General features: G+C 64.4%; 16 protein-coding genes. 8 read left to right on the top strand and 8 right to left on the bottom strand.

Annotation, left to right across the window (positions count from 1 at the left end):
- The first annotated feature begins 10 nt into the window (after positions 1 to 10).
- Entirely contained in the window at positions 11 to 1168 is a 1158-nt protein-coding gene (flgA, locus tag AB4Z51_RS02715; RefSeq protein WP_441497002.1) for a flagellar basal body P-ring formation chaperone FlgA, read from the top strand.
- A gap of 3 nt (positions 1169 to 1171) precedes the next feature.
- Positions 1172 to 1936 carry a flagellar basal body L-ring protein FlgH gene (gene flgH, locus AB4Z51_RS02710; RefSeq protein WP_441497001.1) on the top strand — a complete coding sequence of 255 codons (765 nt, stop codon included), beginning with the start codon at positions 1172 to 1174 and terminating at the stop codon, positions 1934 to 1936.
- A gap of 147 nt (positions 1937 to 2083) precedes the next feature.
- Here flgH and AB4Z51_RS02705 read toward each other — a convergent pair whose 3' ends face one another.
- Positions 2084 to 2863, bottom strand: coding sequence for a 2-keto-4-pentenoate hydratase (locus AB4Z51_RS02705; RefSeq protein ID WP_441497000.1), 780 nt, complete (start codon positions 2861 to 2863; stop codon positions 2084 to 2086).
- 102 nt (positions 2864 to 2965) lie between these two features.
- On the bottom strand, positions 2966 to 3994 hold the full coding sequence (locus AB4Z51_RS02700; protein ID WP_441496999.1) for an SDR family oxidoreductase: 1029 nt from the start codon (positions 3992 to 3994) through the stop codon (positions 2966 to 2968).
- A 94-nt stretch (positions 3995 to 4088) separates the two neighbouring features.
- On the opposite strand from AB4Z51_RS02700, the gene AB4Z51_RS02695 reads away from it, so the two are divergent.
- Entirely contained in the window at positions 4089 to 4487 is a 399-nt protein-coding gene (locus AB4Z51_RS02695) for a winged helix-turn-helix transcriptional regulator (protein ID WP_175627373.1), read from the top strand.
- A 271-nt stretch (positions 4488 to 4758) separates the two neighbouring features.
- On the opposite strand, the gene AB4Z51_RS02690 is transcribed toward AB4Z51_RS02695, so the two are convergent.
- From AB4Z51_RS02690 to AB4Z51_RS02680, 3 genes are all read right to left on the bottom strand, one after another.
- Complete coding sequence (locus tag AB4Z51_RS02690; protein WP_441496998.1) at positions 4759 to 5559, bottom strand: phytanoyl-CoA dioxygenase; 801 nt, start codon at positions 5557 to 5559, stop codon at positions 4759 to 4761.
- Positions 5560 to 5820: 261 nt separating this feature from the next.
- Positions 5821 to 6186 carry an RNA polymerase-binding protein DksA gene (gene dksA / locus AB4Z51_RS02685; protein WP_008554760.1) on the bottom strand — a complete coding sequence of 122 codons (366 nt, stop codon included), beginning with the start codon at positions 6184 to 6186 and terminating at the stop codon, positions 5821 to 5823.
- A 213-nt stretch (positions 6187 to 6399) separates the two neighbouring features.
- Positions 6400 to 7011, bottom strand: a complete 612-nt coding sequence (locus AB4Z51_RS02680) for an NAD(P)-dependent oxidoreductase (protein WP_135214585.1) — start codon at positions 7009 to 7011, stop codon at positions 6400 to 6402.
- A gap of 164 nt (positions 7012 to 7175) precedes the next feature.
- Here AB4Z51_RS02680 and AB4Z51_RS02675 point away from each other — a divergent pair, with 164 nt between their 5' ends.
- The gene (locus tag AB4Z51_RS02675) at positions 7176 to 7547 is read left to right on the top strand and encodes a winged helix-turn-helix transcriptional regulator (RefSeq protein WP_135214584.1); all 372 of its coding nucleotides are present in this window, start codon (positions 7176 to 7178) and stop codon (positions 7545 to 7547) included.
- Here AB4Z51_RS02675 and AB4Z51_RS02670 read toward each other — a convergent pair.
- Positions 7544 to 7957 carry a flagellar assembly protein FliX gene (locus AB4Z51_RS02670; protein WP_135214583.1) on the bottom strand — a complete coding sequence of 138 codons (414 nt, stop codon included), beginning with the start codon at positions 7955 to 7957 and terminating at the stop codon, positions 7544 to 7546. The two genes, AB4Z51_RS02675 and AB4Z51_RS02670, sit on opposite strands and share 4 nt — an antisense overlap.
- Positions 7958 to 8227: 270 nt before the next feature.
- Between AB4Z51_RS02670 and AB4Z51_RS02665 the strand changes: the two genes are divergently transcribed.
- From AB4Z51_RS02665 to AB4Z51_RS02650, 4 genes are all read left to right on the top strand, one after another.
- Complete coding sequence (locus tag AB4Z51_RS02665) at positions 8228 to 9352, top strand: flagellar basal body P-ring protein FlgI (RefSeq protein WP_135214582.1); 1125 nt, start codon at positions 8228 to 8230, stop codon at positions 9350 to 9352.
- The gene (gene flgJ, locus AB4Z51_RS02660; RefSeq protein ID WP_028148518.1) at positions 9352 to 9720 is read left to right on the top strand and encodes a flagellar assembly peptidoglycan hydrolase FlgJ; all 369 of its coding nucleotides are present in this window, start codon (positions 9352 to 9354) and stop codon (positions 9718 to 9720) included. Before AB4Z51_RS02665 ends, flgJ begins: the two co-directional genes overlap by 1 nt.
- Before the next feature lie 11 nt (positions 9721 to 9731).
- Positions 9732 to 10229, top strand: coding sequence for a hypothetical protein (locus AB4Z51_RS02655; RefSeq protein ID WP_028158316.1), 498 nt, complete (start codon positions 9732 to 9734; stop codon positions 10227 to 10229).
- Between the two features lie 161 nt (positions 10230 to 10390).
- A complete protein-coding gene (locus AB4Z51_RS02650) occupies positions 10391 to 10753 on the top strand; it encodes a hypothetical protein (protein ID WP_028148520.1) in 363 nt (120 codons plus the stop codon).
- 54 nt (positions 10754 to 10807) lie between these two features.
- Here AB4Z51_RS02650 and flaF read toward each other — a convergent pair whose 3' ends face one another.
- Complete coding sequence (gene flaF, locus AB4Z51_RS02645; protein WP_014493991.1) at positions 10808 to 11176, bottom strand: flagellar biosynthesis regulator FlaF; 369 nt, start codon at positions 11174 to 11176, stop codon at positions 10808 to 10810.
- 290 nt (positions 11177 to 11466) lie between these two features.
- Entirely contained in the window at positions 11467 to 13074 is a 1608-nt protein-coding gene (locus AB4Z51_RS02640; protein ID WP_135214581.1) for a flagellin N-terminal helical domain-containing protein, read from the bottom strand.
- Positions 13075 to 13229: the final 155 nt, after the last annotated feature.

Genomic DNA, 13229 nt, shown 5'->3' with positions numbered 1-13229 from the left:
GGTGATGACGATGATCCGCACCAACCTCGCCACGATCTCCGCTTTCCTGCTGCTGGCGCTGCCGGCGCAGGCCGCCGACGATTTCATCGCAGCGCCGACGCTGCGCGCGAGCGTCACCGTGACCTCGGACGTGGTGCGGGTCGGCGATCTCATCGACAATGCCGGCTCGGCCGCGCTGATCCCCGTCTACCGCTCGCCCGATCTCGGCACCACCGGCGCGCTGCCGGTCGCGCATGTGCTGTCGGTGCTGCGCGCAAAGCAGGTGATCGGCGTGATGACCGGCGACATCAAGGAAGTCCAGGTCACCCGCCTCGCCCGCACGCTCGCCAACAAGGACCTCGAAACCGCGGTGGCCTCGGCGCTCGAGCGCCGCTTCGGCCTTGGGGAAGCCACCAACATCGCCGTCACGTTCGACCGCGGCGTCGCCGACATGCGGCTCGACGCCTCCAACACCGGTGCGCTCCAGCCGGTCGCAACCCGCTATGACGCCCGCAACGGCCGTTTCGACATCGCCTTCGAGATCAACAACGACAACAATCCGACGCCGACCAAGCTGCGCTTCACCGGCACCGCGATCGAGACGGTGGAAGTGGCCGTGCTGACGCGCGACATCGACCGCGCCGATCTCCTCAAGTCCTCCGACATCGCGCTGGAGCGCCGGCCCAAGGCCGAAATCACCGGCGAGCCCGCCTCGCGCGATCGCACACTTGGCATGCAGCTGCGCCGGCCGATGCGGGCGGGCATGCCGATCCGCGTCGCCGACATCGTCAAGCCCGACTTCGTGTCGCGCGACCAGAGCGTCACCGTCATCTACCAGGTCCCCGGGATCTACCTCACCACGCGCGGCAAGGCGCTCGAAAGCGGCGCCGAGGGCGACACCGTGAGCGTGCTCAATCTCCAGACCAAGCGCACGCTGGCAGGCATTGTCACCGGTCGCGGCCAGGTGACGATCCAGGGCGCGAGCCAGTCCGCGCCGATGGCGCCTGCGGTCGAGCAGACCTCCTCGCTCAAGCGCGACGAAACGCCCACCCCCGCGGCCGCTGCTGCAGCGCTCGCCCAGAGCCTGGTCCAGGCCCCCGCGTCTCCAGCCCAAGCCGCTCAAGCTCAGATCGCCCAAGCCCATATTCCGCAAGTTCGCGTCCCGCAAGCTCCAGCCAAGTCAGAGTAAGTCATGTCCAGGTTCAGTTCGGCTTCCCGCCTTCGTCGCGTCGCGATCTCTGGTCTGCTGCTGGCAGTTTGCGCGCTGGCGAGCGGCTGCTCCTCGATCGACCGCCTGTCGCAGATCGGCGAGCAACCGAAATTGTCGGCGATCGACAATCCGACGACGCAGCCCGGCTACAAGCCGGTGCAGATGCCGATGCCGAAGCCGGAAGTCGCCTCCTACAATCCGAACTCATTGTGGCGCAACGGCAGCCGGGCCTTCTTCAAGGATCAGCGCGCGACCCATGTCGGCGACCTCCTCACCGTGACCGTGAACATCACCGACAAGGCCAACATCGCCAACGAGACCCAACGCAGCCGCACCGCCAAGGAGGATTCGGGGATTACCGATTTTATCGGCAGCCAGACGATCACGCAGCCGCTCAAGATCCTGCCCGGCCGCCTTCTCACCACCGACTCGACATCCTCCGCCGACGGCAAGGGCTCGGTCAATCGCACGGAGGCCTTGCAGACCAACGTCGCCGCGGTCGTGACCCAGGTGCTGCCGAACGGCAACCTCGTGGTCGAAGGCAAGCAGGAGATCCGCGTCAACTACGAGATCCGCGAACTCATCGTCGCCGGCATCGTCCGCCCCGAAGACATCCAGAGCGACAACACCATCGATTCCAGCAAGATCGCACAGGCCCGCATCGCCTATGGCGGCCGCGGCCAGATCACGGACGTGCAGCAGCCGCGCTACGGTCAGCAGGTCATGGACGTGCTGCTGCCCTTCTAAGCCTCTCCCGAGCTCCCACATCGTGTTCGCGAACCTAGGCGCGAACGACGATGTACTACGCGGCCTCCGGTAGCTCCCCTGCCGGAGGCCGCATGTATTTTGTAAAGGCGATTGGGACGACTGACGGCGGGGATTGCCGTAGGAGCCTCACGTAAACTCCGCCTCCACCACGCCCAGCCCGTCCAGCTCCATCCGCACCTTGTCGCCGGCCTTCAGCCACAGCGTCTTCACCAGGCTCCCCGTCAGCACGAGTTGCCCCGCGTGCAGACCCTTGCCTTCGGCGGCGAGGTGGTTGGCGAGCCAGGCGAGTGCATTGTGGGGATGGCCGAGCACGTCGGCGCCGGTGCCGTGGCTGACCTCTTCGCCATTGACGATGGCGCGGCCCTTGACCACCTTCAGATCCGGCACCGACGAGCGCGGCACCGCCTCACCCAGCACGCAGCCGGCGGCGAAGAAATCGTCGGCGATCAACGTCGGCGCGCCCATCGATTCCCACTTCACATAGCGGTCGTCGACGATCTCGATCGCGGGATGATAGAACTCAACGGCCTCGCCGACCCATTCGGCCGTGAACGGCGCCTCGCCGGCGGCGAGGTCGCGCTTCAATCGCACCGCGATCTCGCACTCGACGCCGACACGGACATAGTCGGCAGCCGCGAGCTTGGCCCCGCTCTCGTGCACGCCCTTCTGGAACACGCTGCCGCCGCAGGGATGCGGGATGCCGATATAGTCCTGCATCACCTGACTGGTGCAGCCGATCTTGTAGCCGACGAGCGGCCCGACATGCGGCAGCAGCAGATCATGCAGCGCGCGCTGGACCTGATAGCCCTCGGCTTCGTCGGCCGGCGGATGGTCCAGGGCCGCGAGCGGCGCGTGGTTGCGGCGCGCGAGCGCAATCGCCTTTGCGGCTTTGAGAATTTTGTCCATCGGCGCCGGCTCCCACGCTACGCAATTGAGGTCGGCACTTCAGCATCCCCGCCGGGGCGTGACAAGCGCGGGCCAAAGGCAAAGGATGGCCCAAGGGCGCCCTCAGCCCTTGACGAGACCGAGCCGGATCAGGCTCTCGGCCGTCGCGAGGATCGCCTCGTCGTTGGAACGGGCCTGCCAGCCGAGCAGCGACCTCGCCTTGGCGCTGGTGGAATGCCGAACCCTTCCAAGCATCGGCACGACCGCGCGCAGCAGCGGAATCCGGTTGGCGGCCAGCCGCACCAGCCAGTCCGGGGCCTGGAGCCGCGGAACCCGGCGCGCCCTGGACCCGAGTTCCCGCCGCAGCACCCTGGCGATATCGAGGATCGACATCGTCCCACCGGAGACCGCGATGAAGCGCTCGCCTTTCGCTTCGGGCGCCGTCATCGCGCGCAGGTGCAAATCGGCCACGTCGCGCACGTCGACCACGCCGAAATAGACCCGCGGCACCGCCGGCATGGCGCCGTCGAGCAGCGATTTGACGATCTCGATCGAGCCGGAGAAGTCCGGCCCCAGCACGGGGCCAAAAATGCCGGCGGGATTGACAACGGACAATTCGAGCCCACCGCCCTCGCGCGCGACGAAATCCCAGGCCGCCCGCTCGGCCAGCGTCTTGGATTTGATGTAGGGCTGCACGTCGGCGCCGTTGAGATTGGTCCAGTCGGTCTCGTCGAACGGCCTGTCGCGCGCCGGATGGCCATAGCCGATCGCGCCCAGCGACGAGGTGACGACGGCCCGCCTGACGCCGGCCTCGCGTGCGGCACGCAGCACCCGCAGCGTGCCGTCGCGGGCCGGGATGATCATCTCGTTCTCGTCCTTGGGAACACTGGTCGACAATGGCGAGGCGACATGGAGCACGTATTCACAGCCGGCGACGGCGTCGTGCCAGCCGTCGTCCGCGGTGAGATCGGCGGTGAAAAAGGACAGGCTTTCGGGCGACGCAGCCCCGCCCTCGCGCAACATCGCCAGCACGTCGGCCTGCCGGTCCGGGCGGCGCACCGTGGTCCGCACCTGATGGCCGGCGGCCAGAAGCTGCAGGACGACATGGATGCCGACGAAGCCGGACCCGCCGGTGACCAGAACAATGCTCATTGCCGAATTCCCCTCATTGCGCAGGCTGGGCGAATTGGTTCCGCCACCCTGCTCAAGGCCGCATCTGGTCACTATCTCCCGGGGAACAAGTAGAATGGATTTCGAGACCGGTATGGAAAACCTGACCAGCGTTTGCGACGGCGACTGCGATTGCAGCCCCGACCCTGCCCTGCTCGCCGACTTCAAGCGGGCCATCCATGCGCTTGGCGGCAAGTGGAAGCTGGAGATCCTGTTCGCGCTGATGAACGGCGCCGTCCGTTTCGGCGCGTTGCGGCGATCGATCGGCGGCATCACCCAGCACATGCTGACCACGCAGCTGCGCGAACTCGAGCAGGACGGCCTGGTGTCGCGAACCGTCTTCGCGGAGAAACCCTTGAGGGTCGAGTACGAGTTGACGGATGCGGCCTACGGCCTGTTGCCGGCGTTTAAGGAAATATTGAGCTGGTCAAGGCTTTATGGCGATGCGCGCCTTGTGGCGTCGCAGCAAGCCTGATTGCAGCCAAGCCTGATTGCAGCCAAGTCTGATTGCAGCGATGTGTGAAGCTGCCGGATCGTTGCCTCAGCATTCGAGTCGATCTCGTTGACGCGACTCGCAAAACCTCCCGCACCTGAAGTGAATGCTGTTTCTCATCCGAACTTACGTGAGCTCGGAGGAAGTGACTCTAGCCCATTGATCGCGATTCATTTTCGCGATCGCGACGATGAGCGCCATGTCGTGGTGCCTGAACCGGCACCACGACATGACCAAACCGAAGCTGCGCGCCTCAGGCGTAGCCGAGCGCCATCCGGATTGCGGTCTCGACCGGAGAGTAGACGCCATCGGGCCGCTCCAGCCTGTAAGGCTCTGCGAGAGGAAGCGACGGCTGGCCCATGAAACGCGGCCGCGTCCCCTGGTGCCTCTGCGCGGCATGAACCAGGAAGGGATGGCAGAGATAGACAGTGCCGGCGGCACCGGTCGCGAGCGCAATGGGACAATCGGCTCCCATCTCGTCCAGCACCATGCGTGCCATGCCCGCCTCGCCTGCCGGCGCCAGATAGCGCGCCATCGGAACATGCGAGCCGACCCGAATGCGCGTCGGTGCATCGTCCTCGCCGACGTCGGAGAACAGGAACAGAAGCAACAGCGACCGTCCGCGCGAAGTAATGTTGACGCGCCAGGCCGAGAAAGCGCGCGTCTCGTTCGGGTCGCAATCCGCACCGGGAAAGCTGAGATCGACATGCCAGCCGGCGTCGCCTGGATCGTCTGGATGTGGAAAGCGCACCGGAAAGGTGCCGATGTCGCGGCGCGGGCGCCACCGTGCAGGTCCGACGATCTGGTCGAATGCGCCATGGAGGACGGCCGTATTAATTGCGTCGCGGAACGGAGGATCGCCATAGCCCGGCAGCCGGATCACCGGCCGCGTCCAGGTCGACGGGTCGTCCTCGCTGCATGGTAGGTCGCGCCACATGATGGCACGCGCCGCCTCCGCCAGGTCGCGGGGAAAGGCATTGTCGATCCGGATAAAACCTTCGCGAATGAATTGATCTATTTGCGCGTCGTCGAGCGCGCGGGGATTGGCAGTCATGATGTCTCTCAATTGCTCGCCAGCCCTCGTCGTCCGCTCGTTGCGGAACCGGCCGGCTCAATCGGTTGGGAATCCGCGGGTGGAACTCGCGGGACGCGATGCCTCCGCGACGGAGGCGCCTGCGCTCAGCCCAGGAAGAAAACCGAAGCGATATTGAAAGTGCAAATCATCATAGCGGCGCGAATCTACGCGCCAAACCAGCGGCGCTCAAGCGGCACCGTGAGCCCAAAAACAAAGAGCCGCATCGCTGCGGCTCGGACTCTATTCGTCGCGGTAGACCTTCTCGCGTTTCTCGTGGCGCTCCTGCGCTTCCACCGAGAGCGTTGCGATGGGCCGGGCTTCGAGCCGCTTCAAAGAGATCGGCTCGCCGGTGTCCTCGCAATAGCCGTAGGTGTTGTCCTCGATACGCTGGAGCGCGGCGTCGATCTTGGCGATCAACTTGCGCTGGCGGTCGCGGGCGCGGAGTTCGATGGCGCGGTCAGTTTCGGACGATGCCCGATCGGCGAGATCGGGGTGGTTCACGTTCTCCTCCTGCAGAGCCTGCAGGGTGAGCTTGGACTCTTTGAGGATCTCATCCTTCCAGGCGAGGAGCTTCAAACGGAAGTACTCCTTCTGCCGGTCGTTCATGAAAGGCTCTTTTTCGGTCGGTCGGTAGTTTTTCAACTTTTCCAAGGGCGGCCTATCTGTCTAAGCAACGACTCGCAACGGAACGGGGTCCGTTAAGCCGGGCTTATATAGCGGCCTCCTGTGACAGACAATATTTCCCTGATCGTTCGGTTAGCGCCCCCAAGCCCTTGCACAGGAAGGTTTATCCTGGAGAACCCGGGGGCGGCCGAAGGTTTAGTAACCGACCGTGAAACGCTGCCTCGGATGGGCCGGCCGCTCGATCTCGTCGACGAGCGCAATGGCGTAGTCGGCGAAGCTGATCCAGCTTTTCCCGTTCGCATCTGCGAGAAGCTGATCGGTCCCGAGCCGGAACTTGCCGGTTCGCTCGCCCTCGATGAAGAGGGCCGACGGCGAGATGAAGGTCCAGTTCAGGTCCTTTTCCTGTCGCAGCAGCTCAAGGAAAGCCCCGCCCGCCTCCGCTTCGGCCTTGTATTGGGCGGGAAAACCGGGGGTTGTAACCAGTTTGACGCCGGGAGCGACTTCCAGGCTACCGGCACCGCCGACAACAAGGTAGCGACCAACGCCGGACGCCTTCGCCGCGCCGATCAGCTTGAGCGGGTCGCTGGCCAGGAAGTGCACGGAACTCACGGCGACGTCATGCCCCGCCCACAGCTTGGCAAGGCCAGCCTGGTCGAGCACGTCGCCCTTGGTGGACGTGACGTTCGGCAAGGCCGCGATCTTCTCGGGGTTCCGGGCGATGGCGGTGACGGCATGGCCGCGGCGCGACAGTTCCTTGGTGATCTCCGACCCGGCCCGGCCCGAGGCACCGGCGACTGCGATTTTCATGGAAGGCTCCTTTGCTTCTTTTGGTAACTATCAGTTACTAGATATCGCAAAGGATGCTGGTGTTAAGAGAGCACTTTGTGCTTACCTGATTACGCAAGAGTAACCGGGACCCGTCACCGGCGCGCGAGCCGGCAAGGGGCCAAACGGATCGTGAGGAGTTGACGATGAAGCCAGACGTCTATGCAGCGAACTGCCCCACGCGCCAGATCCTCGACCGCGTCGGCGACAAATGGGCGGTGCTGATCCTGCTGCTGCTGCGCGAGGAGCCGATGCGCTTCAATCAGTTGCGCCGAACGATTGAAGGCATTTCGCAGAAGATGTTGAGCCAGGTTCTCAAGTCGCTCGAGCGCGACGGCCTGATCAAGCGTCACGCCATCGCAACTGTACCGGTGACGGTGGAGTATTCGATCACGCAGCTCGGGGTGACGCTCGCGGCCGCCGTCGATCCCCTGCGCGATTGGGCCGAGCAGAATCTGAAGGACGTGCTCGCCGCCCAGCGCCGCTACGACACGCTGCAGAAGGACGAAGCGGCCTAAGCCTGCCCGGCCTTGGCCAGCTCGACCTCGACGCGCAGCTCGATCTCGGACAGCAGGGAATCCAAACCAGGATCGCCCGAGGATGATTTCAGGTTCGCCGCGGCATCGCGCAGCCGCATCACGGTCGAGGCGTCGAGATTGCCGGACAGTAGTCCCATCTTGAGATCGTCGAGCACGTCGAGCGCGGTCCTGCCGCGGGCGACCGAGCGCTTGCGGCGCTCGACCGGATCTTCCTCGATGCCCTGCAGTGCGAGCAGCCCGTCGATGTTCGCGGCGGCCTTCGGTGCGGCAGCGCCCCGCGTCTCCTGCGCCGACGAGGTGTCGGGCAGCACGAAGGTTCCGGAGCTCGTCCGCCTGGCCTGGCTGGCCGGCGCACCAAGCGTGGTGCCGTTCGGTCCGTAGATGCGCATCGCAGGAATCCGGGTGATCGATGCCGTCACCTTCACCGTCTTATGGTTAACGGCGCGTAAACGGCCCGGCAAAATCTGCCGACAGGCGGCAGTTTCGCTCCTCAGGGAGAACGCTCCCTGACACCGGTGGAAACAGGTTTATTCAACCTATTCAATCGCGTAACCCCGCTGCCCCGCGTTGGCACAGCACTCGCAAGGAAAGCGTCGGACCAGCTCGTCATGGGAGTGTCGTGGATGGTCCGAGATGTGAGGAGCCTCGGGGAGCAGAGGATGCCAGGCGTTCGTTGGGTGAGGATTGTTGGGGTGGCCTGCGCCGCGCTGTCAGCGCTGGCGCTCTCGGTCACGTCTGCAAGCGCGACATCGCGCATCAAAGACCTCGCCAATATCGAGGGCGTGCGGCAGAACCAGCTCATCGGCTACGGCCTCGTCGTCGGCCTCAACGGCACCGGCGATACGCTCAACAACATCCCCTTCACCAAGCAGTCGCTGCAAGCGATGCTCGAGCGCATGGGCGTCAACATCCGCGGCGCCACCATCCGCACCGGCAACGTCGCCGCCGTGATGGTCACGGGCAATCTGCCGGCCTTCGCCACCCAGGGCACGCGCATGGACGTCACCGTCTCCGCGCTGGGCGACGCCAAGGATCTGCGCGGCGGCACCCTGCTGGTCACGCCCCTGTTAGGTGCCGACGGCAATGTCTACGCGGTCGGACAGGGCTCGCTCGCGATCTCCGGTTTCCAGGCCGAAGGCGAAGCGGCGAAAATCGTGCGCGGCGTTCCGACCGTCGGCCGCATCGCCAACGGCGCCATCATTGAGCGCGAGATCGAGTTCGCGCTCAATCGGCTGCCGAACGTGCGGCTCGCGCTGCGCAACGCCGACTTCACCACGGCCAAGCGGATCGCGGCCGCGATCAACGACTATCTCGGCGTCAAGACCGCCGAGCCGATCGATCCCTCGACGGTGCAGCTTTCGATCCCGCCGGAGTTCAAGGGCAACGTCGTCGCCTTCCTCACCGAGATCGAGCAGCTCCAGGTCGATCCTGATCTCGCCGCCAAGATCGTCATCGACGAACGCAGCGGCATCATCGTGATGGGCCGCGACGTTCGCGTCGCAACCGTCGCGGTGGCGCAAGGCAACCTCACCGTCACCATCTCCGAGAGCCCGCAGGTCAGCCAGCCCAACCCGCTGTCACGCGGGCGCACCGTGGTCACGCCGCGCACCGGCGTCAGCGTCACCGAAGACGGCAAGAAGTTCGCCGTCGTCAAGGACGGCGTCTCGCTTCAGCAGCTCGTCGACGGCCTCAACGGCCTCGGCATCGGCCCGCGCGACCTCATCAGCATCCTCCAGGCGATCAAGGCCGCCGGCGCGATCGAAGCCGACATCGAGGTGATGTGATGCAGACCAGCATGATCAACACCCCCCACGTCGTCACCTCCTCGGCCTTCTCGGTGGAGAGCCGCAACGGCCGGCCCGACTTCGAGCTCGCCGCCGCGTTGCAGAAGGTCTCGCCACAGCAGCAGTCGAAGGCGCAGAAAACCGCCACCGATTTCGAGGCGATGTTCCTCAACAGCATGTTCTCGCAGATGACCTCGGGCCTGAAGGGCGAAGGTCCGTTCGGCGACACCCCGGGCACCGGCGTGTGGCGTTCGATGCTGACCGAGCAATATTCCAAGAACTTCGCCAAGGCCGGCGGCGTCGGTGTCGCCACCGAAGTCTACCGCACCCTCATCATGCAGCAGGCGAAAACGATCCGCACGGCATAAGGTCAACCGAGATGAACCATTTCAACGCCTCACGTCAGCCGGTGCAAGCGCAGCGCCCGAACACCGCACCCGGCAACGCCGAGGCTCGCAAGGTCGCCGAGCAGCTGATGGATGCGATGAACGCCCTGCTCGGACTGGTCGAGCGCGAGACCGAGCTCGTCCGCGCCGGCCAGGTCCGCGAAGCGATGACACTCGAGAGCAAGAAGCAGGAGCTGTCGCGCAACTATGTCAGCGCCGTCAGCGAGTTGAAGACGAACCAGGCCCAGCTCGCGAAATCCGCGCCCGAGCTGCTCTCGACGCTGCATCGGCATCACGACGCGTTCCGCGCGATGCTCCAGGTCAATCTCACCGTGCTCGCGACCGCACACGCGGTCTCGGAGAGCGTGGTGCGCGGCGTCAACGCCGAGATCCAGAAGCGCAACGTGCCCAACACCTATACGGCGGCGGGACGCCGCGCGGCTCCAGGCCCACGCCACATCACCCCGCTCGCGGTCAGCCGCTCGCTCTGAGCGCGCGCGCGAAAACTCCCTGCAATTTTACGAAAAACCGCGCGGCGATATCGTCGCGCGGTTAGTCACGTTTCCTTACCCGGTCTTCAATCCTGGTGTTCCATGGTTGCGTATTGAGAGGGGTTGGGATTTGACTCAGACGAGGCAACCAGGAGGCTGCCATGAGTACAGATTTCAGCATCAGGCCGGTGGGGATACCGGCCCCCGTGCAGATCATAACGACGTCCAATGCGGCGGCGAACGAGGCCGTGCAAACTGATTTGCCGGTGAGCCAGACGGTCGCCGCGAGCGATACGAGCGCGGCTGCGCGCAATGATTTGCAGAGCACCAACGACAGCGTTTCACGCCAGGTCGTTTTCAACCAGCCCGCCGCGTCCTTCGTGTTCCAGGTCGTGAACGAAAGGACCGATGCGGTTGTCGATCAGTTTCCGGACGAAGCGATGCTGCGGCGGCGGGCCTATTTCCACGCACTGGACATGAAGTCCGAGCCCCCGCGTCCACTCAGCACCGATCGCAGCGCCTGACGCTCACGCCGGGGGTCGCGACGGCTTCATCGAGGTCGTTCGAAACCGGTCGCGTTACGACCGTCCCGAAAGACCGGCGGCGATATTGCGATTGATCTCGATCAGCGGGCGGAAGTGATCGAGCTGCGGGCTCATCAGCAGCGCAGCAGTCTGGCTCAGCACGAACACGCTGATATTGGCGATCCTCTGCCGAACGTCGAGCGGCTGCGGATTGGTGTCGCGCATCGCCTCGCTCAGGAAGATGGTCCAGAGCTTGCGGTTGAACATCAACGCCTGCGTCGTCTGCTCATTGAAGGGATCGGCACTGTTGATGGCGTCCTGCAGCTTGTTGGCGGCCTTCAGGAGCGTCTGCGCCTCGATATCGCGAGGAGACGCAGTGGTCGTGGCTACACGCGCGTAGGCCGAAGCAGCAGAACTCGACATCGATCACCCTGGAGGTTTCCTCGCCCGTTGTACAGGCTTAAGGATTTCTTTCCCAACCCTAGGCAGCACCGCTTAAGATTTGCTTACGTGAGAGTGCGGACGATCTCCGGACAATTACGGGTCGCGGCATCCACCTTCACCTCAAGGCTAAATCCGAGTGCTCGCACTGTAAACGATTGCATCCATCATGCGCTGATCTGAGCTAATCGACAGTTAGCGATCTCGCTCAAAACAACGGCGAAGCCTAGGCTTCGCCGTTGAATGATTCATCGTGTACATCAGCGTCGCGCTTAGCGGAGGAGCTGAAGCACGCTCTGCTGCGACTGGTTGGCGAGCGACAGCGCGGAGACTGCGATCGACTGACGCGTCGAGAGCGCCTGGCTGTTGGCCGCTTCCTCGTTGGTGTCCGCAAGCGTCAAGCTCGACGAGCCGGTCTGCAGCACGTTGATCAGGTTCTTGCTGAAGTCCTGACGGATCTGCACGATCGACAGGTTCGAACCGAGCGTCGACGCCTCGGCACGCAGCGTGGTGCTGGCCGAGTTGAGCGAAGTCAGAATGGCGTTCGCCGATTTCGAGTCCAGGAAATCAACGCCCGAGGTCAAGGGAGCAAGGTTGAGGCCGGCGTCGTTGAAGGTGACGCCCTGAATGTTCAGCGTCGAACGCCCGGTTTCGTTGAACACGAGCTTGAGCGTATCGCCGTTCAGCAGATTGACGCCGTTGTAGGAAGAGTCCTGCGCCGTGGTGTTGATTTGCGCGAGCACGTTGTTGTACTGCCCGACCAGATTGGCGCGCGTGGCTTGCGAATCCGGGTCGACGGTGGGCGCCTGCGCGATCAGGCCATAGAAGGGCTGGCCGCTCGCCGCGGCCGTGCCGCCGATTGCGCCGATCGTCGAGGACGCCGAGTCGTTGGAGGTCACGATGTTGAGATGACCGGTCGTGTCGATCGTCGCCTGCAGGTTGTTCGCCGCCAGCGCCGCGTTGAGCTGATTGAGCGTGGAAATCTGCCCGACTCCGGCGCCGAAGGTGATGCTGGTGGCGGTACCGCCGCCGGTCGCGCCGATCGTCAACGTCTTGCCGCTGAGCGGGGGCGGAACGCGGGCGGTGGTGCCGGCAGTGAGGCCGAGCGCCGTGAGCACGTTGCCCGAGCCGGAGATCGCCAGATCCTGGCTCGTGCCGGTGCTGAGCACGAGCTTGCCGCCGGAAACGGTCGAGGCCGTGCCCGTACCCGTGATGCCGTCGATCGCGCTCAGTACCGACTGCACCGTGAGTGTGCTGCCGGCACCGATGCCGATCGTGACGTTGCCGAAGGAGTCGGTGGTCGAGGTGGTTTGCGCGGTCGAGAAGGTGATCGTCTTGCCGTCGACAGTCAGGACCGAACCGTTGGTAATCGTCGTACCGAGATCGTCGGAACCCGCACCGGCGGTACCGACCAGCTTGGTCGCGCCCGTGATCGGCGCCGCGCCGCTCGTATCGTCATTGTTGACGACGGTGCCGGTGACCGTGTTGTTGGTGTATGCCGTGCCCAGCAGGTTGTTGGCGGTCGCACCGGGGACCGCGGCCGCCGTCACGTTGGATTTGGGCGAATAGCCTGTCGGGCTCTGCAGCACCTGGCTGGCGATCGATTTGGCGCTGTCGACCAGCTTTTGCAGCGAGGTGATGCCGGTGTTCGCGGCCTGCAGCACCTGCACGCCGTTGCTGATGCCATCCAGGAGATTGCTGATGTCGCTGGCGCGATTGTCGAGCCCCTGTGCGGTGAAGAAGTTGGTCGGATTGTCCAGCGCCGTGTTGACCTTCTTGCCGGTTGCAAGACGTTCCTGCGTGGTAGCGAGCAGGTCGGCTGTCGACTGCAGCGACAACAGGTTCTGGCGGACTGATGCCGAGAGAACGATGTTGGACATTGGCAGATCTTCCTCTTGGAGCGCGACGCGTACGAATCGGAGCCCGCCGGTCTGGCAAATGGGCTTTTGTCTAGTTCTAGGCGCACTCCTTTAAATTAAGGTTAATGGCCGCTTAAGCCACAGGGTTAACAAGGTATTAACCGGTCAGGGTTCCC

This window comes from Bradyrhizobium sp. 2TAF36 (assembly GCF_052114925.1).
In the GTDB taxonomy this organism is placed as follows: domain Bacteria; phylum Pseudomonadota; class Alphaproteobacteria; order Rhizobiales; family Xanthobacteraceae; genus Bradyrhizobium; species Bradyrhizobium barranii.
The sequence above is the reverse complement of the archived record's forward strand: the minus strand, read 5'-3'. Positions and strand labels throughout refer to the sequence as shown.